This window comes from Pedobacter suwonensis (assembly GCF_007833675.1).
In the GTDB taxonomy this organism is placed as follows: Bacteria; Bacteroidota; Bacteroidia; order Sphingobacteriales; family Sphingobacteriaceae; genus Pedobacter; species Pedobacter suwonensis.
Window position 1 is genome coordinate 2,584,906 of sequence record NZ_CP031708.1, and the last position, 21,421, is coordinate 2,606,326.

The 21,421-nt window shown below is 40.6% G+C and carries 18 protein-coding genes; 9 read left to right on the forward strand and 9 right to left on the reverse strand.

Annotated features, from left to right (window positions below):
* Positions 1 to 10: 10 nt before the first annotated feature.
* Entirely contained in the window at positions 11 to 682 is a 672-nt protein-coding gene (locus DV942_RS10425; protein ID WP_145857334.1) for an NAD-dependent epimerase/dehydratase family protein, read from the reverse strand.
* Between the two features lie 292 nt (positions 683 to 974).
* Between DV942_RS10425 and DV942_RS23815 the strand changes: the two genes are divergently transcribed.
* The 5 genes from DV942_RS23815 to DV942_RS10450 all read left to right on the forward strand — a co-directional run bounded on the left by DV942_RS23815 (position 975) and on the right by DV942_RS10450 (position 3,600).
* A complete protein-coding gene (locus DV942_RS23815; protein WP_244950887.1) occupies positions 975 to 1,061 on the forward strand; it encodes a trehalase family glycosidase in 87 nt (28 codons plus the stop codon).
* 45 nt (positions 1,062 to 1,106) lie between these two features.
* Positions 1,107 to 1,568, forward strand: a complete 462-nt coding sequence (locus tag DV942_RS10435) for a hypothetical protein (protein WP_145857336.1) — start codon at positions 1,107 to 1,109, stop codon at positions 1,566 to 1,568.
* Between the two features lie 213 nt (positions 1,569 to 1,781).
* Positions 1,782 to 1,988: a hypothetical protein gene (locus DV942_RS10440; RefSeq protein WP_145857338.1), complete on the forward strand. Its 207-nt coding sequence runs from the start codon at positions 1,782 to 1,784 to the stop codon at positions 1,986 to 1,988.
* A gap of 102 nt (positions 1,989 to 2,090) precedes the next feature.
* Entirely contained in the window at positions 2,091 to 2,648 is a 558-nt protein-coding gene (locus DV942_RS10445) for a DUF4468 domain-containing protein (protein WP_145857340.1), read from the forward strand.
* A 439-nt stretch (positions 2,649 to 3,087) separates the two neighbouring features.
* Positions 3,088 to 3,600: a trehalase family glycosidase gene (locus tag DV942_RS10450; RefSeq protein WP_244950888.1), complete on the forward strand. Its 513-nt coding sequence runs from the start codon at positions 3,088 to 3,090 to the stop codon at positions 3,598 to 3,600.
* A gap of 146 nt (positions 3,601 to 3,746) precedes the next feature.
* Here the strand turns inward: DV942_RS10450 and DV942_RS10455 are convergent, their stop codons facing one another.
* The 6 genes from DV942_RS10455 to DV942_RS10480 all read right to left on the reverse strand — a co-directional run bounded on the left by DV942_RS10455 (position 3,747) and on the right by DV942_RS10480 (position 13,609).
* Complete coding sequence (locus tag DV942_RS10455; protein WP_145857342.1) at positions 3,747 to 5,255, reverse strand: RagB/SusD family nutrient uptake outer membrane protein; 1,509 nt, start codon at positions 5,253 to 5,255, stop codon at positions 3,747 to 3,749.
* Between the two features lie 18 nt (positions 5,256 to 5,273).
* Positions 5,274 to 8,300, reverse strand: a complete 3,027-nt coding sequence (locus DV942_RS10460) for a SusC/RagA family TonB-linked outer membrane protein (RefSeq protein WP_145857344.1) — start codon at positions 8,298 to 8,300, stop codon at positions 5,274 to 5,276.
* 106 nt (positions 8,301 to 8,406) lie between these two features.
* Positions 8,407 to 9,300: a carbohydrate kinase family protein gene (locus DV942_RS10465; protein ID WP_186462467.1), complete on the reverse strand. Its 894-nt coding sequence runs from the start codon at positions 9,298 to 9,300 to the stop codon at positions 8,407 to 8,409.
* Positions 9,297 to 10,496, reverse strand: a complete 1,200-nt coding sequence (locus tag DV942_RS10470; RefSeq protein WP_145857348.1) for a glycoside hydrolase 100 family protein — start codon at positions 10,494 to 10,496, stop codon at positions 9,297 to 9,299. The genes DV942_RS10465 and DV942_RS10470 overlap by 4 nt, the downstream gene beginning before the upstream one ends.
* Positions 10,489 to 11,844 carry an MFS transporter gene (locus DV942_RS10475; protein WP_090986315.1) on the reverse strand — a complete coding sequence of 452 codons (1,356 nt, stop codon included), beginning with the start codon at positions 11,842 to 11,844 and terminating at the stop codon, positions 10,489 to 10,491. Before DV942_RS10475 ends, DV942_RS10470 begins: the two co-directional genes overlap by 8 nt.
* Before the next feature lies 1 nt (position 11,845).
* Positions 11,846 to 13,609, reverse strand: coding sequence for a glycoside hydrolase family 13 protein (locus DV942_RS10480; RefSeq protein ID WP_145857351.1), 1,764 nt, complete (start codon positions 13,607 to 13,609; stop codon positions 11,846 to 11,848).
* Positions 13,610 to 13,872: 263 nt separating this feature from the next.
* On the opposite strand from DV942_RS10480, the gene DV942_RS10485 reads away from it, so the two are divergent.
* The gene (locus DV942_RS10485) at positions 13,873 to 14,862 is read left to right on the forward strand and encodes a LacI family DNA-binding transcriptional regulator (RefSeq protein ID WP_145857353.1); all 990 of its coding nucleotides are present in this window, start codon (positions 13,873 to 13,875) and stop codon (positions 14,860 to 14,862) included.
* Positions 14,863 to 14,918: 56 nt separating this feature from the next.
* Here DV942_RS10485 and DV942_RS10490 read toward each other — a convergent pair whose 3' ends face one another.
* Positions 14,919 to 17,054 carry a S9 family peptidase gene (locus DV942_RS10490; RefSeq protein WP_244950878.1) on the reverse strand — a complete coding sequence of 712 codons (2,136 nt, stop codon included), beginning with the start codon at positions 17,052 to 17,054 and terminating at the stop codon, positions 14,919 to 14,921.
* A gap of 200 nt (positions 17,055 to 17,254) precedes the next feature.
* On the opposite strand from DV942_RS10490, the gene DV942_RS10495 reads away from it, so the two are divergent.
* The gene (locus DV942_RS10495; protein ID WP_145857355.1) at positions 17,255 to 18,259 is read left to right on the forward strand and encodes an aldo/keto reductase; all 1,005 of its coding nucleotides are present in this window, start codon (positions 17,255 to 17,257) and stop codon (positions 18,257 to 18,259) included.
* An 8-nt stretch (positions 18,260 to 18,267) separates the two neighbouring features.
* On the forward strand, positions 18,268 to 19,155 hold the full coding sequence (locus DV942_RS10500) for a helix-turn-helix domain-containing protein (RefSeq protein ID WP_145857356.1): 888 nt from the start codon (positions 18,268 to 18,270) through the stop codon (positions 19,153 to 19,155).
* A gap of 80 nt (positions 19,156 to 19,235) precedes the next feature.
* Here the strand turns inward: DV942_RS10500 and DV942_RS10505 are convergent, their stop codons facing one another.
* Positions 19,236 to 20,198 carry a helix-turn-helix transcriptional regulator gene (locus DV942_RS10505; RefSeq protein WP_186462468.1) on the reverse strand — a complete coding sequence of 321 codons (963 nt, stop codon included), beginning with the start codon at positions 20,196 to 20,198 and terminating at the stop codon, positions 19,236 to 19,238.
* An 84-nt stretch (positions 20,199 to 20,282) separates the two neighbouring features.
* On the opposite strand from DV942_RS10505, the gene DV942_RS10510 reads away from it, so the two are divergent.
* Positions 20,283 to 21,416, forward strand: a complete 1,134-nt coding sequence (locus DV942_RS10510) for an FAD-dependent oxidoreductase (RefSeq protein WP_145857358.1) — start codon at positions 20,283 to 20,285, stop codon at positions 21,414 to 21,416.
* Positions 21,417 to 21,421: the final 5 nt, after the last annotated feature.

Genomic DNA, 21,421 nt, shown 5'->3' on the forward strand with positions numbered 1-21,421 from the left:
GTACCTGAGCTTATTCTTTAGCTAAAGCAATAATATCCTTACCTTCTAAAATCCGTCTCTGGTCATGATGGCTCAAGGTATTAATCATCGCCTGGCCAAGCCCAGCCATCGTGCAAAAACCACTTGGATAAATAGTTCTGCCAATTGGAAACAACCAGTTGATGTATTTATAGAATTGATGTGCATACTTTTGCCCTGCTAAAGGCTTGATAAAACCCGGACGAAAATTAAAAACCTGTTCGAAAGGTAATTTTGTTAAATCACTTTCTGTTTTGCCTTTTACCTGAGCCCATCTTAAACGGCCATTCTCATTGGTACCTCCACCAGAAACGTAACAAAAAGTCATACCACTGTTAAGCCTACTCAATGTTTGTGCTACATGCATGGTAAGCGTGTAGGTCATTTTATAATAGGTTTCCCCGTCAACACCTACCGATGAAATGCCTAAACAGAAGAAACAGGCATTATAGCCAGACAACTGATGTTCGATCGCTGAGAAGTCAAAAAAATCAACATGAATAATCTCCTTCAATTTTGGATGTGCGTAACCACAAGGCTTACGGTTAATTACCAGGATATGATCAATTTCAGCACTGCTTAAGCATTGCATCAATACACCTTCCCCAACCATTCCGGTGGCGCCAGTAATGATAACATTATGCTCATTTCTTGTTTTTCCCATTGAAAATTATTTAATAATCAAAACGAAGATCAGCGAATCTTTGTTTGCCAAATGAAGCTGTTAGCTTTGTTTTTGCTATATTAATATAGAAAAATAATAATTAATTACCCTAATATGAGGAGTCAAAATTTGCCAATCATTAAAATGCTGTTGTCAGCCTGCCTATTATTTATTTCCAGCTGGTTATTTGCACAAAACGAATTAAGTCCAAGGCAAACCTAGGGTTTAAAAAAAAGAGCCTGATACCGCTTCCACTTACCAGACGTCACTCCTGCCATTATCAAAACCATATATCGTTCCTGAGGGTAGGTTCAGGGAAATTTATTATTGGGATTCCTACTTTTTGTATGCGAAGTATTTAAAACGAAATTTAAAATAAACAACTAATTTTGGCAGCCAATTCGGGCGAAAATAATCATTGCTAATGAAAAGAATAATAATTTTAATGGCTGTAATAGCCCTATTTACCTCTTGTGGTAAAGATGAAAATCCCGTTAGTGAGACAAAGCAAGGTGTCAGTTTGGAGTTTGTTAAAAACAATACGCTAACAACTGGCCAGGTAACTGAAAACTCTTTTAATATTAATGTCGTGATGATTTGGAAATCCGATGGAAAAGATTTTAAATACAATGGAATTTCTGACGGGCTTTATGCTTATGATAATGTTTCTAAGACATCATTAAAGGCTGATTATTCGTATACTAATATAAAAAGCAAAACAATTGATTTACCAGTTGGAAAATACTTTATAACAATTGTGACAGATAATACCGAAGTGCCAAAACTAGCCTATTCCTATACTACATTTATCGTTTCTAAATCAGATTATGTAAAAGTTAAGAAAAATGTTTCTGGAATGGCTAGTTTAACTTATACAACCTGGTAATATTATCTAAAATGATTTTTAATTTAAGCCCCAGATTGGGGCTTTTTTTATGTTCAAACCCAATTTGTAAACACTTGAAACCGTTGTTATTTTTTTTCAACCAAGCAATATAAATGATACGCGGCTCGCACACACTAACCTCTATTTTCCCGCAAGCATTCGAAGCCAAAAAAAGGCAAAAGGAATGCTTACGTCTTAGATCGTGATGCCTGCATGAGTTACCGATTTTACTACTATTATCATTTGGAGCGCGCCAGGTTTGATGATGCAATTATGTTGATGGAAAGGGAGTTGTTTATAAGCGGCCGTAAGATTGCTGATAGATTGACCGAAAATAACGAACTGCTAAAAGACATAACCCTAAACGCACCAAGCCATAAGCAATTAAAGCAACGCTACCCACACTTTAACTGGAATTAGATAAAAATAAAAGCCCCGGACATTAGGGCCTTTTAATTTTACTTAACCCAATTCGAAAAAATGTATGCAAAGCACTTGAACGCAATTTAGTATCTTCACAGCATGAAAAAGCTTATTGTGATTTTGGTATTTATTCCTTTTATTGGATTATCACAGACGTTTAAGCCTGATTATGATACAGAAAGCACCTTTACTGATCAGCCAGCTTACTTATTGGATACGGTTAGCGTATCATTAAATACTAAGCAGCAGCTATATAGCAATGTGTTAAGTTATCTAACAAAGTCTTTTAAAGACAGTAGAAATGTTCTAGAAATGAAGAATTTTGAGTTAGGTGAAGTTTCTTTTAACGGTATAGTTCCTTTTGTATATATAGATACTGTAGCGGTTAAGACAACAAAAAGAGAAACCATTAAAAGTGCAATTGAACGTAATTCTTTTCTTTCGTTTAAGTGTAAGATATATGTTAAGGAAGGTAAGTTTAAGATTGTTCTATCAAGGTTGAAAACCCCTTCTTTCTATTTCTCACAGGATGAATTACAATCTACATTAAGAAAGGAATTCTATAAACCAAACAATCAAGTAGCTAAAGGAACTGCTTTAGGTTTGATAAGGGATATTGCCTATAGGATCAACAAAAAACCCGAAAATGATTTTTAGTTTAAGCCCCAGATTGGGGCTTTTTTTTATGTTCAAACCCAATTTGTAAACACTTGAAACCGTTGTTATTTTTGTTCAACCAAGCAATATAGATGATACGCGGCTCGCACACACTAACCTCTATTTTCCCGCAAGCATTCGAAGCCAAAAAAAAGGCAAAAGGAATGCTTACGTCTTAGATCGTGATGCCTGCATGAGTTACCGATTTTACTACTATTATCATTTGGAGCGCGCCAGGTTTGATGATGCAATTATGTTGATGGAAAGGGAATTTTTTATAAGCGGCAGAACCATTGCCGATAGATTGACAGAAAATAATGATCTGTTGAAAGATATAGCCAGGAATGCCCCCAGTTGATAATTTCGATTATCTCATTTAGAAATATGGCTTTATCCCTAACGGAAACCGTACTTATTACCTCACACGTTCGCAGCCACCATTTTTGCAGCTATGGTTCAATTGCTTGCAGCGCATAGTAAGGATGTTAAACTGGCAGATTATGAAGATGCGCTGGAAAAAGAATATCTGTTTTGGATGAAAGGAGCCAGTCAGCTAAGTAATGGCAAAGCCGCAAACCATGTGGTAAAGCTTCCTGACGGTTCAGTTTTAAACCGATATTATGATGCAGGCGATCAGCCACGGGAAGAATCATACAGAGAAGATTTTGAAGCTGCTAAATTAACTAAACAGGCTCCTTCCACTTTTCTCAGAAATGTACGTGCTGCCGCAGAATCGGGTTGGGATTTTAGCAGCAGGTGGTTTGCCGATGGTAAAAGTTATAACCAGATTATCACTACCGATTTACTTGCCGTGGATTTAAATACTTTATTATATAATCTCGAAATGGCCATTGCTACCGCCAACAACGAAGCAGGCAACAAAATAAAATGGTACATCCGAACAGCCAAAGGTGGCGGTGGGGAATATCCACTTCAGGATGGGTTTGGCTGAACAAATGGTGTACTCTTAAAGCTGATGAAAAAATAATTTATACTATATATTTTCCTTGTAGTCCTAAAACAAAAAACAGAGGCCGAACCCGAAACATATGAGGTAAATATGTTTTGGTTGCAGCCTCTGTTCGTGAATATCAAATTTTAATACCCTGGATTTTGTATCAGATTAGGATTACCCAATTGGTTATCTGGAATAGGGAAAAGCAGGTATTTAGCTTCGCTTGCAGGTTTTTCCTGCCACGCTGTGAGAAATTTCCCGAAACGGATTAAATCTTGTCTTCTAAAACTTTCCCAATATAGCTCACGACCGCGTTCATCCAGCAGGATATCCAATGTGAGGCTTGGTAAAATGGAAGCACCCCTTACCGTCCTGATCGAATTTACAATGGTTAAAGCAGCGGCTGGTTGCGACGTTCTTAACTGGGCTTCGGCTTTCATCAACAGTACATCAGCGTAACGGAAATAAACCCAGTCGTTATCAGGTTTTCTGGATCCAGCGTTGGCATAGTCAATCGGGTATTTAATTACGCGAATCCCCGCAACTTCCAAATGATTGGGATCTCTTTCAATAATGCTTACTTCTGGTGTAAAAGCCAGTGGGTTACCTTTACGGTCTTTTAAGGCTACTCCGTTTTGGTTTACCTGTTGACCAACCAAAAAGCCAATTCTGATGCCGGCAACATTGGTTTGCCCGGCATAAGATCCGCCTCTTCTTTTATCGGTATCTTCAAATTTGTTGTAGAAGTTCGATAAGGTCGAAAAACCGTTGTAACCACTTGGATCTTGGTTATAGTGTGTAGTACATTTCCATTGGCCATCTAAATCGCTCCCACTTACAGCGCCTAAATTTTGCGCCGTAAAAATGTTTTCGGTAGAAAGCTTATCATTTGTTGGTGCAAAATTGTCGAAATAATTTGGCGTGAGGACATAGCCACCTGCGCCTATCTCATCGGCAAGCGAAATTACCTTTGCCATATCGGCAGCGTCAAAAGTTGGCGTACTACGGTTTAAGAAAGCACCTTTATTAAGGTAAATTTTCATTAAAAGTGTTCTCGCTGCATTTTTATTCGCCACATTCGCAGGTCCAACCGGCAAATCGGGGATAATAGCATTTAATTCAGTGATTAAATAAGCAATTTCGTCTGCAGCATTCCGAACACGCGATGGTTTAGTAACGCCTTCTCCCGGATCCCGGTACGGAACCTGCCCCCAGCCATCCAGAACCGAAAATTGTGCAAATGCACGTAAGAAACGTGCCTGGGCAGCCTGAACGGCATTTGGATTGGCATTTAAAACGCTGGTGGCTACATAAGAAATACTGTTTAAATCCCTGAACACATCCGAAATACGGGTATGATCTGGTGCCCATTTGTGCAAATGCAATGCCCTCCAGGCACCATTATCGTCCCAGTCACCTGCACGGGTAGGCACTATAATTTCATCTGATGTTACTTCCTGCAGCGCAGACCAATTCCAGGGTGCCTGATAAGGGCCGATCATTGCGGCATAAGTGGCACCCAATACTCCCGCAACATTATTTGATGATACTGCGCCACTACCCACCTGGCCATTCAGGTCTTCATTCAGCTTGGTACAGCCAGCAAAACTTAAGGCAACTATAGCGAAAGTGAAAATATATTTATTTTTCATGTGATTATAGTTTAAAGATTAAAGGGAAAAATTAACACCGAAATTGAAGGTTCTTGCCGTTGGATAAGCGGTATAATCTATTCCCGCTGATGGAACCCCACTTACACTTTTATTTACATTTACCTCTGGATCAAAACCGGTATATTTTGTAATGACGAACAGGTTTTGGCCATTAACATAAACATTAAGCGACTTTATCGATTTACCAATATTGCCAATGTTATAGTTCAGGGTAGCATTGGCCAATTTCAGGTAATCACCTTTTTCGATATACCTTGATGAGGCAGCAATGGGATTGGCCAGCGATTCTTGTATAGGCGAATTGATTAAAGCAGCCGAAATATTGCGCTGGGCACCCAGATTGGATATAGCCAGTACCGAGTTTGCGGTATTGTTATAAATATCCTGACCAAATGCACCGTTAAAATTTGCTGTTAGAGAGAACTTCTTATACCTTAAATTGGTACTTAAGCCTAAAATTACTTTTGGATTGGGGTTACCTACATAATAAGCAGTAAAACCATCATCAGTATATTTCGAAAATCCACTGGCATCCAAACCATTATACTGGCGGGTAACCATGGCAAAAAGCGGTAGCCCGTTTTGGATTACCTCGGTGGTTACACCACTCAAACCCTGCCCGTTTAACGAGCCTGTTTTGATAATGCCATTAATATCCTGTACTTTATTGTTGATAAATGTAGCATTACCTCCTAAAGACCATGTAAGGTTATCCTGGTCAATAATGATACCGTTTAAGGTTAGCTCAAGCCCTTTATTGATGATTTGGCCTGGTAAATTTACCCATGTAGGAACATTGCCTCCAACCGCCGGAGAAAACGCAATCTGTGGAAACAATAGATCTTTTGTTGTTTTGTTAAAATAATCAATTGACCCGGTTAACCTGTTTTTAAACAAGCCAAAATCGATCCCCACATTGGCCTGTTTGTCTGACTGCCATTTTAAATCCACATTTTCATTGTTGATGGGTGTTAAGATTGGCGAACCGTTTGCATTTCCAAAATCGTAACGGAGCTGTGCAGAACCCGAAGGAAAATCCTGATTACCGGTTTTACCATAACCAACACGCAATTTCAATAGGTCCAGCCATTGAATTTCAGACATGAAACTCTCTTTTCTGATATCCCAGGCGGCTGCAAAAGAAGGAAAATAACCGTAACGATTTGATTTACCGAATTTGGTAGAACCATCTGCCCTAAATGTAGCGGTTAAGATATACCGGTTATCGTAATTAAAAATTGCCCTTGCAAAATACGATTGCAATTGTGTTGTAGGGTTGTTGAAGGTAGAAAATGTCCGGTTGGCCGGTGCAGTAGTTTGAAAGGCATCCGTATAATCAGCAGCGATATCGCCAAAACCAGTCGCTGTATTGGTTGTCCCTTTATTGATGAAGTTAGAATACTCATAACCTAAAATCGCGTTTACGTTCAGCTTGCTGGCAATTTCCTTATTAAAATTTAGGGTATTGGTGAATTGCTGTGTAATCAACTCATTGTTGGAGTAGCTTGCATAACCGCCAAGGAAAGTTCCTGACGGCTGTATACCCTGCAGGTTTAAAGTGCTCCTGGTAGACGCTCTTCTGATACCCGTGCTGTAATTTACACTGGCCAGCATCCGGTATTCTAACCAGGGTGTGATTTTATAGTATGGGGATACACTTCCCAAAATGGTAGAAACTTTCGACTTATCGCTATTCGCAGCTAACGCAGCCAGAGGATTAATGGTGGTAGAACCATAATCTATAAATAAACTTCCATCTAGGTTGTAAAAAGATTGGGTAGGGTTCCAGGATAATGCCTGCGAAATTAAACTTCCTGTAAAACCTGCATCAGTAGTAATAGGCGCTACACTTTCAAGGTATTGATTGCTGATCATGTTCACATCCAGCCCCAGCTTTTTGCTCTCCAGGAACTTAAAATTACCATTAAATCCGGCACTGTATTTTTTAAAATCGGTTGTTTTGATGATCCCCTGTTGATCCTGATAACCCAGAGACGCACGGAAGGTGTTGCCATTGGTTCCACCGCTGATGCCAACTGAATAATTTTGGTTATAGGCAGTGCGGGTAATGGCGTCCAATGCATCAACACTGGTGCCAAAATTACCAGTACTGAGGTTGTATTTCGATAATGCTGCACGATACTCATCACCCGTTAATACATCAACTTTTCTGGCAATATTACTAATACCTGCCGAGGCACTGACATCAATTTTAGTTTCTCCGGATTTCCCTCTTTTTGTGGTAATTAAAACCACACCATAAGCAGCACGCGAGCCATAAATTGCGGTGGCCGATGCATCTTTCAAGATCTCCATCGATTCGATATCAGCCGGGTTGATAAAATTTAAAGGGTTACCATCGGGAGCTGTTCCGATACCGGCACTGGTTGATGGTCGTGCCGAACGTCCATCAAGTGCTACCCCATCTACCACATAAAGGGGCTGTCCGGTTCCGGTAATGGCAGAGTTACCCCTGATGCGCACGGTAGATGCACCACCAGGCTGTCCGCTATTGTTGATCATCTGCACGCCAGCAACCTTACCCTGTATCAGCTGATCGGGTGCATTTAACGGGCCTTTGTTAAAATCTTTTGCAGATACTGTTGTTGCGGCTCCTGTTAAATCGTTTTTTCTTACTGATGCATAGCCAACAACCACAACTGCCTCTAAATTATTCAGCGAACTTAAGGTGATGTTGAGCAGGGTTTGATTATTGATATTTACCGTTTGTGATTCATAGCCCACAAAACTTACGGTTAACCGGGATGTTCCGGTGGGAGCGGTAATCTGATATTTTCCCTCCACATCGCTTTGAGTTCTGGTATTGGTCCCGGTTACCTGTACAGTTGCGCCCGCTAACGGCGTTTTATCACTATCATATATTATACCTTTTACTGTAATCTGGGCAAAAGCTGCTGTGCTTAACATGAGCATCAGGAGATTTAAGCCTATAAATTTCTTTAATGAATACAATTTCTGTTTTAAGGATAAAACAGACCAATTGCCTGGTAAAGTCATGTTCATAATGGATTTAATAATTGGTTAGAAAATAGGTGCTTTTAATGGGTAAACTTTTAAGATCAGGGTGGTATATATTTTATCATTTCTGTTTTAAATTTGGTTTAGTTGATTATTTATAAAGTGGATGGGTTTTTTCTATTTTTTGCCTGGCAATCAATAATGCATTGTCCATACTTTCCTCTATGGATTTACCCTGTATAAAATAAGTAAGGAAACCAGCCCAAAAGGCATCTCCGGCACCGGTTACGCCAATTACCGATTCAACCCGGAGTGCCGGTTTATATTGCCATTGATGGTTTTGTACCTTAAACCAAACACCATCTTTACCGCAGGTAAGACATATCACTTTTGCATTGAAATGATTTAACCATTGCATGGCCTGTTCCATATCCAGTTGCCGACCGGTAAAACGTTCCAGATCATCGGTACTTATTTTTAGCAATATATTCAGCCTGCTTAGCGTGCTGAATATATCTTGTCCATCATCCCCATTCCATATGGATGGTGCATAATTCCAGTCAACCGATAAATATTTACCTAGTTGATAGGCCTTTTCGAAAGCATACAGAATATTGCTCCGTGCCGGCTCTTTGCTCAATGCGAAAGCAGTAGTATGCAGGATACCGCAGTCCGCAATGATGTTTTCATCCATCTTTTTAATGATCATATCGGCGCTTCGGTAAGCGATAAAATCAGGCGTTCCAGGGTTTTTACCCACCAATACAATACTGGTTTTTTCATCAGAGGTGCGGCTTATATAGGTATCGGCTATCCCAACAGATTTTAATTCACGAATGAGATAAGTACCCAGATTATCGTTACCTACCGTAGCAATAAGTTCAGCATCAACACCCAGCCATTTTAAATTGGCACATAAGTTGGCTGAGCTTCCGCCCTGGCTGACTAGAAAACGTGATGGCGATGCAAGAGATTCGATATTGCCCTCTGATATGATATCAGCAAGGAGCTCTCCTACTACTAAAACTTTTGCTATATTTTTCACAGGCCTGAGAATTTAAATGTAAAGAGTTTGGTAAATGCATCATTTTTAATCGCTTGCTCGGCAATTACAGCTCCCGCAGCACTCCATGTACAATTGGGGATGCCACAGGGCGATTGATTGGTACCGTTAAGGCACTCGTTAAATAAGTCACCGCTGCTGTTGGCACGATGGATATCAGCAGTAATTTTAAACGCCATTTCATACTCTTGGTGATGATTTAATGAAGCAGCAAGCCAGCCGTTCCATACTGGCCATAGGCCGCCGTTATGAAAATAACCGGGTTTGTTGCGGAACGAGTAGGCATAGTTATGTTTCAGCTCCTGCATATCTGCGTCACTATATTCAATTGTTGGATGAAAAGAAGGAATTAAATCCTGGTTATGGTTGTACAGCGTTTTTACGTAGGCTATGGTATTGCTGATTTGTTCTTTGTTGCCTACACCGAGCAGTAGACAAAAAGTATTGGCCTGCAGATCAAAATAATGATAAACCCTGGCCGGATTAAAGCCCATTAACCAAAAATGCGGAGAAACTGCCGCTAACTGATGGATAAGATGAGGCGAATAAAGCTGATTTTGCGATTCACTTTTCCAATAATTTAATTGTATCGCATGGCTGATGTTCAGCGCTTTTTCGCTCCAACCCTTATTCTCTGATAAGGTTGATGCCAGTCTTAATGCCCAAAGCCGCAAAAGCTGATCGAAAAGAACATATCCATGCTGGATATACTCATCTGCCCAATCTCCGCTCTGCGGAACATAAATTAAATGTTTACCGTTAAACTCCCAGGCATCCATTACGCTAAAGCATCGCCCGATTTGATGTACATATTTTTCCCAGAGCGAATTGTCGCCTGTTAAAATAGTATAGGCAGATAAACCAATTACTGCCCAAGATGGGTTATCGGCCCGGCCTGATGTGCCTCCAAAACTTACCGATCCATCGATGGGTGAAACGTTGGAGGGCATAAAACCGCTTTCGTGCTGGTGGTTAAAAATGGTTTCGATAGTTGCTTTGGCAGTACCTATAAGTGCTTTGTTACCGCTTAGCAAAGCCGCTATGCTTGTAATTACTCCATCCCTTGTCCACACCCGTTTATAATTATCATGTTCCTCTACTGCAGCCACAAAACCAGAAGGTGTTGACGCCCGGGCCATCAGTTTCAGTGCTAGCTCATATCCTTTTTGATTAACCATTGGTCTTGCCTCCTATATCACGCTTGCTGATCAGTGAAACCATTATGCCTGCTACTACAAGCAATCCACCGGCAAACAGGATGGCGTTTTCGGGCTTATGCCCTAAAAAATACCGGTATACATATTTAAAAGTGATGGTTTCTAAAAGCATGGGCAGCACAATAAACATGTTGAGGATACCCATAAAAATGCCGGTTTTCGCTTTTGGTATACTACCGGCAAGCATGGCATAAGGCGTACCCATCATGCTCGCCCAGGCAATGCCCAAACCAATAATGGGTATAAACAACAAAGCTTTAGTGTGGATTAGCGGCAAACAAGCCAAACAAACACCTCCCGTTAATAAACTGATGAGGTGAACTTTCTTTGCTGTTATTTTTCTGGCGAAATAAGCAAGTGGAAAAGCAACGATGAAGGTAACCACATTATAGCCGCCATTTACAGTCCCGGTTAAAAGCTGCGCCGAAGCAAAACCATCAGCTGCTGCATTACTGGTATTGTAAATGGTTTTTGCCAAACAAAGGGTTACAAACTGCCAGTAAACAAACATGCCGTACCAGTTAAAAAGGTAAACCAGACCAAGTTTTTTCATTGTTGTAGGCATTACCTTAAAGGCCTCGATAATATCTTTAAAAATATTGATAACACCCCCCGGCATTGCTTTAACCTTTTTAATTTCTTCAGGGCTTAACGGGTTTTCCTTTGTGGTAAAACAGCTGTACATGATAGAGCCGATGGATACCAGCCCACCGATAAAAAATGCCGCGTAAGTGGTATGCGGAATGTTGTTGCCACTGCGAGCATGTATGCCGATTAAACCTGCAGCAATTAAAATACCCGGAGTAAGATTGGCAAGTGTAATACCCAGACCGGTAAAAAAACTTTGTGTTAAAAAACCGAGGGCGTGCTGCTCTGACGGGAGTTTATCGCTAACAAAGGCGCGGTAGGGCTCCATGGTAATGTTGTTGCCTGCATCCAGTATCCATAAAATTCCTGCAGCCATCCAAATCGAACTGCTGTAGGGCATGGCAAATAAACAAATGCTGCATATAATGGCCCCGATTAAAAAATATGGTCTCCGCCGTCCAAATTTACTGGTCGTTTTATCGCTCATGGCACCTACTATCGGCTGGATAATCAGTCCGGTCATTGGCCCTGCGAGGTTTAGCAATGGAATCTGATCTGCATTTGCTCCCAGATAGGAATAAATTGGAGTCATGTTGGTTTGTTGCAAACCAAAACTATACTGTATACCGAAAAAACCCAGGTTCATGGCTATGATCGAACTGAAATTCAGTTTCACTGCCGATGAAATACCCTTGTGTTCTTCTGCTTGTGCAATTATCATATCAGGCCCTTTTAAGTTGATAAACAATAGCCTGCCAAGGCTTCAGATTTAATTTATTGTTTGCAATGCCCACTGTTCCGCTGTAGTTGTTGATGAGCTGTTTTGCAGAAAGCGTGTTGATACCTTTATCCAGCTGGTAAGTAACTTCGTGGTTAGAAAAATTTAACACAACCAAAACTTTTTCCTTACCCAAGCTGCGTGTATAACAGTAGATACATGGATTTTCGATATCGAAAACCTGATAACTGCCATAAACCAATACCGGGGATGTTTTACGCAAGGCCACTATCTTTTTAAAATAAGCGAGCTCACTTGCCGGATTTTTTTCCTCATCAGCTACATTTGCTTCGTTATAATTTTGGTTTACTTTAATCCATGGTGTTCCGGTGGTAAAACCTGCATTTATTGTTCTATCCCATTGAAACGGGGTGCGTGTATTATCCCTCGAAATGAATTTCTGTTTATCCATAAAAGCCGGCAGATCCTCATTTTTGTCCTTTGCATTTTTGTAAGCGTTTATGGTTGCGATATCGCGGTAATCTTCAATCTTGTCAAACCTGATGTTGGTCATCCCCAATTCATCTCCATTAAAATAATAGGGCGTTCCACGCATGGTCATAATCAGTGTGGTTAATAGTTTAGAAGATGCCGTTTTAAATGCTTTGCTGTCATTCCCGTATTTGCTCACCATGCGGGGAACATCGTGGTTGCCCAGAAATATGGCGAGCCAGCCTTTATTCGCAAACGAATGGTCCCATTTGGTAAATGCCTTTTTCAGATCCGGCAGTTTATAACCTTTGGGATCGTTCCCGATATCCATGATCTCAAAATGGTAGGCCATATTTAACTCCTGCCGGTCTGCGTCGACCAGCGAATGTGCATCGGCTAAAGTACTCCCTGCACCTTCTGCAACCGTCATAATGTTGTACTTACTTAAAACGGTGCGGTTCATTTCCTTTAAATATTGATGGAGGTGTGGACCCATTCCATAATATTTGATGATGTTGCTTTCGTAGCCTTCGGGATATTTTTTCCAGGTGGTATCTTTCGAAACATATTGGAAAGCATCCATCCTTAAGCCATCAATTCCTTTATCCAGCCAAAACTTCATTATGCCATATACTTCGTGGCGCAGTTTTTCATTTTCCCAATTTAAATCGGGCTGTTTTTGCGAAAAATAATGGAGATAATAAGATTTGGTTAAAGGCTCGTATTTCCAGGCATCATTGTTTACATCAAAAAAGCTGTAACGGGGTGTGGGTTTTCCTTTTTCTGCGGGCCACCAGTGATAATAATTACGGTAAGGACTATTGCGCGACGACATGGCCTGTTTAAACCATTCATGCTCATCACTACTATGGTTTAACACCATATCAAGCACCAGCCTGATCTTTCTTTTATGAAGGCCACTAAGCAGTTCGTCAAAATCCTGCATAGTGCCGAATTCTTTCATGATACTACGGTAATCACTAATATCATAGCCATTATCATCATTTGGCGAAGCAAATATCGGGTTAAGCCATACCACATCAATCCCGAGGCTTTTTAAATAATCCAGTTTTGAAATAATCCCACATAAATCGCCCACACCATCTCCGTCGCTATCTTTAAAACTACGTGGATAAATCTGATACACTACGGCTTCCTTCCACCAGGCCGGCTTGTTCGTTTCGCTGTATACATTATGATTAGAAACAGGCTGCGTGCGGCCATTACTAAAATAGAAAAGCAAACTTAAAATGATAAATGGTTTCAGGGATCTCATATTTTTTGATAACAACATGCCAGTCCCAAATGAGCGGGCTACTATATGTTGTGCTTTAGTTTAGTATCTGGTTAATGTAATTGCGAATTGGCAATGCCGAACATTTAGTCCTACATGCTTCATCTGTTTAATGATATGAAGATAGGTTTATAAAATATTTAAAACCATACAAACCAGCAAATTATGACCGCAAACGTTTGCGGAAACATTTGCGAAAATGTTTGTTGTGGAAAACTTATATTTGGGTAACCAAATATTAAACCATGAAACAGAATGCAACTTTAAAAAAAATTGCAGAAAGGCTAAACGTAAGTATATCAACCGTTTCGAGGGCACTAAAAAACCATCCAGACATTTCAGAGGAAACCAAAAAGAAAATAAATGAGTTAGCCGCATTGCTGGAGTACGATCCCAACCCCTATGCGGTTAACCTGCGTACACATAGCAGCAGGGAGTTTGCCGTGGTTGTACCAAGTTTATCAAACTTCTTTTACCATTCATTTATCAGTGCAATTGAAGAAGATGCACGCATTGATGGTTATACCGTAATTATCTACCGTTCGGCTAACGACCCGGTGATTGAACAGGAGATCTTAAAAAGCTGCAGACACAAAAGGGTTTCGGGAATATTTATTGCCATAACTTCCGGAACAAAAGAAATAGAACCTTTCCTTAAATTGGATTTACAGGGGATTCCGGTTGTTTTTTTTGACAAAGTACCAAAATACGAATCCTGTAACAAAATCTGCGTTGGAGATGCACATGCGGCAACCATTGCGGCGAATGAAATTTTAAAAAAGGGAATTACAAATGTCCTGGCTATTTTTGGTGATGAAAATATGTCGATTACGCAGGTAAGGCTGCAAAAATTTACCGAAATTGTTTCAGGTTACGCAGAATTTAAGGCTGTACACGCCAACAATTCGGAAGAAGCAGAGGAAATTGCCCTATCAATGATTCCCGGGTTTGAAAAAAAACGTTTTGCTATTTTTTGTATGAGCGATGAGATTTTGGTGGGGGCAATGAAAGCCATCCAGCGGATGGGCCTAAAAGTGCCGGCCGACCTTGGGGTAATCAGCATCAGTGATGGAATGATCCCCTCACTTTTTTATCCTGAAATTACCTATGCCGAAACCAGCGGTTTTAAACTGGGCAAACTGGCCTTTGGCAGAATGATGAGATGTATTGCCGGAAGTTCTTTTGCACAAACCATTATTGATGAATCTATATTAATCGAAGGCGGATCTATATAACCCCATAAAATCAGCGGCTGTGTTGCTTACTAAAAACAACACAGCCGCTAAAAAAATTATCTTGCCGAAGGGCCTTTCATTTGGTAATCTTTCGGCGGCTCTGCTCCTAAAAGATGTTGAACAAAATAATCCCAGCGGCGGCGCATCATATATGGCGAGTAGGCACCGTAACCATGCGCACTGTTTGGAAAAATAACCAGGTCGAAAGATTTATTGGCCTTTTCCAATGCCTCAACAACTAATAGTGTATTATAAGGCGGCACATTATCATCCATCATACCATGCACTAACATTAATTTTCCTTTTAGGTTTTTAGCATAATTCTGGTTGGCCTGTGCTTCATAATCCGAATTTTCTACCAAACCATTATAGCGCTCGCCCCAATCGTCCTCGTAGTTTCTATTATCATGATTACCTGATTCGGAAATGCCTACCTTGAAAAAATCAGGGTAACGGAACATCGCAGCAGCGGTTGCAAAACCTCCGCCTGAATGCCCCCAGATGCCTACCTTGTTGGTATCGATGGGATATTTTACAGATAGTTGCCTGATGGCTGCAATCTGATCTGGCAAGGTATTCTCGGCCATATTGCCGTAACTCATATCATGGAAACTTTTAGAACGGCCAGGATTACTGGTTCCTTCCATAACCACCACAATAAAGCCCAGCTCGGCCAAAGCCTGGTGATCCCCACGCGAAGCAACGAAGGCCCAACTGCCTACGCTACCACCCTGAGGCCCCGGATAAATATAATCGATAACCGGGTATTTCTGATTGGCATCCATTTTTGTTGGCGTAAAAACCAGACCATAAATATCAGTTTTGCCATCTTTGGCTTTCACCGAAACCGGAGCTGGTGCTTTCCAGCCTGTAGCAGTTAACCTGGAAACATCTGTTTTTTCTAAAGTACTAATCAGTTTACCACTAATATTTCTTAAAACAGTAACTGCAGGAACATCAGGTTGCGAGTAGCTATCAACAAAATATGCGAAAGATGGCGAAAATACAACCTGGTGATTGCCAACTTCTGGTGTCAAAAGCGTCAAATTTTTACCATCGAAACCAATTTTATACAGGTAACTGAAATAAGGATTACCTTTTTCGCGACCGTTGGCAAAGAAATAAAGTGTACGCGTCTTTTCATCAACCTTAACTAAACGTGTAACCACGAAATCGCCTTTGGTAATCTGATTCTTTAATTTTCCATTACCAGAATCATACAAATAAAGGTGTCCCCAGTTATCCCTTTCCGAATACCAGATAATCTCTTTAGAGGCAGGAAGATAACGCCAGTTAATGGCACCCTGCCCGGATTCGTATTGCGTTTTAACAGTTTCTTCGAAAACTTCGCGAACGGCGCCGGTTGTGGTGTTGGCAATGCGGAATTTTTCATTTTTATGATCGCGGGAAGTAGATACAAATGCCACTTCCGTACCATCCGTTTTCCAATCAATATCATCAAAAGTGCCACTGCTCGAAATATCATCGCTTAAGGTGGCCCGATGTGGATCTGCAGGAATAGTAAGTGAAATTACTTTTGGATTTTCTACATCAATGATCACCCTCCTGATCGTTGCAATTTGTTTATCGCCAGGCAAAGGATATTTCCAGGCTTTTAATGTTGGTGCTCCAACATTGGTTGTTACCAGGTACATATCTTTCGAATTCCGCTGATCTTGCTGAAAAGTGGCAATTTTTTTCGAATCAGGTGACCAGCGCAGAATTGGCGCATCACTATGCTTCCAACCTGCATTATCGGTTGCGTAACCATAATCCTTAATGCCGTCAGTAGTTAACTGGGTTAATTTTCCGGTGGCTATATCTTTAACAAAAAGGTTATAATCTTTAATCAATATTGCCTTTTTCCCGTCAGGAGATAATACCTCGCTCCAGCTAAGCCCTCGACGTGATGGCATCGCACTACCTTTATAATCGGTAGTTAAAGTTTTTGTTTTCTTTACCGGATCTACCAAAAAAGCCTGTTCATTACCATTTACTTTAGTGCTGTACCAAAATTTATCTCCTTCAAGCCAGTTTGGTTGCACAGTGGCATGATCGATGTATTTTGCGGTATTGTAGCTCATCAAACTTTCAGCCCTTTCGTAATCTTTAACGGTTAAAGCTTTCTGTTGGGCATTTGCTGTAAAAGCCAGCGTACAAGCTGTTACAGTAAACCAATATTTATTCATCATGTTAGTTAATCTTGCGATAAAAATAAGACTGTTTTGGCAAACGATTGGTATTAATCATGATACAAAATAACAGGTCCTTAGATGAGGTCGGGTAGTGAGAAATGCAACAAACAAACATCTATGCCGTAATTCCTTGATTTGCTTACAAACTTCGGGGATTTGCATACATCAGCTCAGTTTGGCTTGCTGATCTTTGGATTATGGAAATAAAACAAATGGCATTGGGCAACCAGGGTTTGGTTGTACCAATGATTGGGCTTGGCTGTATGGGTATGACAGGCTTTGAAGCAGGGCACATATATGGCCCTTCGGACGAGCATGAAGCCATTGCAACGATTCACCGTTCACTCGAGTTGGGCGGTAATTTTTTGGACACTGCCGATCTGTACGGCCCGCTGAAAAACGAACAGCTTATCGCGAAGGCCATCAGCGGGAAACGAGATCAATATATTTTGGCCACCAAGTTTGGCTGGGAAATCGACGATAACAATAAAGTAACCTGGGCCATTAATGGCAAAAAGGATTATGTAAAGAAATCTTTGGAGCGTTCGTTAAAAAACCTTAATACCGATTACATCGATCTGTATTACCTGCACCGCCTGGATAAAAATACGCCGATTGAGGAAACAGTTGAAGCCATGGCCGAGCTGGTTAAAGAAGGTAAGATAGGCTACATCGGCTTGTCAGAAGTATCGTCTGAAACCGTTAAGCGGGCGCATGCCGTACATCCGGTTACCGCCGTGCAAAGCGAATACTCTTTATTTGAACGAACAGTAGAAGAGCGCGGGGTTTTAACCACGTTAAATGAACTGGGTATCGGCTTCGTCGCTTACTCACCACTGGGCCGTGGTTTTCTATCCGGCCAGATCAAAAGCATCAGCGACCTGCCGGAAAACGATTTTAGAAGAGCGATTCCACGTTTCCAAGGCGAAATGTTCAACAAGAATATCGAATTGGTTAAAGCAATCGAAGCTATGGCTGAAACAAAAAACGTCACATCTTCGCAGCTGGCTTTAGCCTGGATCATGAGCAAGGGAATTTTACCTATTCCTGGAACGAAACGCACAAAGTATTTGGAACAAAACATAGCAGCAACCAACATTGAGTTGACCGAATCGGATCTTTCACAACTGGAAAGTATCGTACCATTGGGTACAGATACCGGTGCGCCTTATGATGAGTTTAGTATGGGTTTAATTGATTAAATTTGTTTATGAACGCCATTAACTCCTTATCAGAATTTCACCGCTTACTCTCGCTGCCAGAACCCCACCATCCGCTGGTGAGCGTAATTAACCTGGCACATAGCGTTTTTTTGGAAGATGAAATCTGGAAAGGTTTCGTTAACCGCTTTTATTGCATAGCGCTTAAACGCGAAGCTAAGGGTAAAATCAGGTACGGGCAACAGCATTATGATTATGATAAAGGCGTATTGAGTTTTACCGCGCCCAACCAGGTGCAACAACTAGACCTGCAAAGTATGGAATGTGGGTCTGGTTACCTCCTGATCTTCCATCCGGACTTTCTGTTACAGCATCCTCTTGCGAATAGCATTCATCAATATGGTTTTTTCGATTACGCGGTTAACGAGGCACTACATTTATCGGCAGAGGAAGAAGATGACCTGATCACGATTCTCCATAAAATTGATAAGGAGTGCCGGCATATCGATAAACATACCCAGGAGATCATCCTGACACAGGTTGAAAGCCTCTTAAAATATTCCAACCGTTTTTATGAGCGGCAGTTTTTGACCCGCAAAAACAATAACTTTGCACTTCTAACCAGGTTTGAGCAGTTGATAGACGACTATTTTAACAGCGATATAAACACTTTACTCACGGTACACTATATTGCAACACAGATGAACCTGTCGCCGAACTACCTGAGTGATCTGCTTCGGATTCATACCGGACAGAACACACAGCAGCACATTCACGAAAAACTGATTGCGAAAGCGAAAGAACAACTTTCTACCACTAATCTTTCAGTCAGCGAAATCGCTTACGCCCTCGGCTTTGAGCATGCACAATCCTTCAGCACACTTTTCAAAAGAAAGACAAATCTGTCTCCGCTGGAATTTCGTCAGGCTTTTAACTAACCAGAGGCGAAAAACAGAATTTGATTCTGTCTGACTGTTAGATTTTATTAGCATAACGGAAGATGATATGTTGCATGCATTTAGTTTGAACCCTTTAATGCATAATGTTTTGGGTTCATGCCAATATGCGCTTTAAATATTCTTGAAAAATGGCTGAGGTTTGTGAAACCCATCCGGTAACCAGCAGCTGAAACAGATAGCTGCTCCGTTCTTAGCAAAAAGGCGGCTTCCTGCATTCTAAATCTCTGATAATAATTGAAAATGCTGTCGCCAAAAATTTGCCTGAATAAACGTTTCAGTTTAGTTGGACTCATATGAGCAACAAATGCGAGGTCTTTAATCATTGGCGGCGTTTCTAAATGTTCAAGCATTTGCTGTTTTACGCGGTAAATGGCTTGTAAATCATGAATGTTTAAGGCAAGTAATTGTTTTTCACCGCGATTTTCCAGCTCCATCAATAACCTGCAAATCAGTTCTTCGGCCTTTACCCTTAAAAAGAAAAGTTTAAAGGTTTCATTGGCCGGTTCAGACAAGATTTCATCCACATTTTTTTGTAAAGAAGGCCACATAATCTGTTCAAACAGAAGAGGGCGTTCATTCTGCAAAAGGCCTTTCAAAACCGATGATTCTTGTGAGGCAGTAAACAAACTGTTCAGATAATCCACATCAACTTCTATAGTAATGGTAGCAGTATTGGAATGGATCGTAATCACATCATCTGTATTGATCCGACTGGTTCCTATTAATACCGATGGTATTGTATGCCTGAGGGGCGGTGACGTTTCTGCTCTGGGAAATATATTTTGAAACTTGAAAAATATCGTCTTCTTAGCAACATTGATATCAGGATTTTCAACAATTACATCTTTATTGAGCTCATAGTTACTAATAAGCATACGGATGTATTCATTAAAAACAAATCCGATACAGTATCCACTGCCAAACTGCGGTGGAATCTCTAATCTTGTATTTTTTAATTTTGTTCCCAATAGGCGGGCTAATCTTTTCAGCACTTGCGGAACCGTCTGATCTTCAATTTCCATAAAGTCTTTTACGACTGTTTTTAGGTCTAATATAGCTATTTTATACCTAAATTGACTAATAATTTTGTGTATCAATTAAAGGCAATGATACTAAAAGAAAAAAAAGTGGCTATAATCGGTTCGGGGCCAGTCGGCCTGACCATGGCGATATTATTACAGCAAAAAGGCATAGATGTAAGCGTTTACGAAAGGGATAAAGATCCACAAGCCAGAATTTGGGGCGGTACGCTCGATTTACACAAAGATTCAGGGCAGAAAGTGATGAAAAAAGCTGGTTTACTGGAAAGTTATTACGCCATAGCAAAGCCTATGGGGATGACGATCACAGACGAAAAAGGAAAAATATTATTGACCAAACAAGTTACACCGGAAAATCAATACGATAATCCTGAAATAAACAGAAATGCCCTTAGAAAAGTACTGCTAAACACGTTGAAACAGGGTACGGTGATCTGGGACAGCAGATGCAAGAAACTCAAGGTATGTGATGAAAAATGGCATTTGCGATTTGAAAACGAAACATTAGGAATTGCTGATTTTGTTATCGTGGCCAATGGCGGAATGTCTAAGATAAGGAAATATGTTACGGACACAGTCGCTGAAAACACCGGAACTTTTATCATACAAGGCGATGTAGCTCAACCTGAAATAAATTGTCCTGAATTTTTCCGACTCTGTAATGGTAACCGGTTAATGGCTGCCTACAAAGGAAATTTATTGGTAACAAACCCCGATAATAAGAGTGCGTTAACCTATGGTGTGATTTTTAAAAAGCCTGAAAATTGGGGTGATGATTATAATGGTTTAAACTTTCAGGATCAGGACAGTATCCGAACGTTTCTTTTAGAGAGGTTTATGGACTGGAATGAACATTACAAACAATTATTCCGTTCAACCTCTTCTTTCTGGGGCTTGCCGACAAGAATATTATCACTGGATAAACCCTGGAAAAAAGACCGCCCTTTGCCGATTACGCTTATCGGAGATGCTGCGCATTTAATGCCGCCTTTTGCAGGCGAAGGTGTAAATACCGGGCTAATGGATGCATTAATTTTAGCAGATAACTTAACTGAAGGAAAATTTGAAAACTTAGCAGATGCTATTAATGATTATGAAAAACAAATGTTTATTTATGCCAACGAGGCACAACTTGCATCAGTAAGGAACGAAATAGAAATGCATCAGCCAGATTTCACTTTCGAGAAGTTTATCCGTTAAGGTGA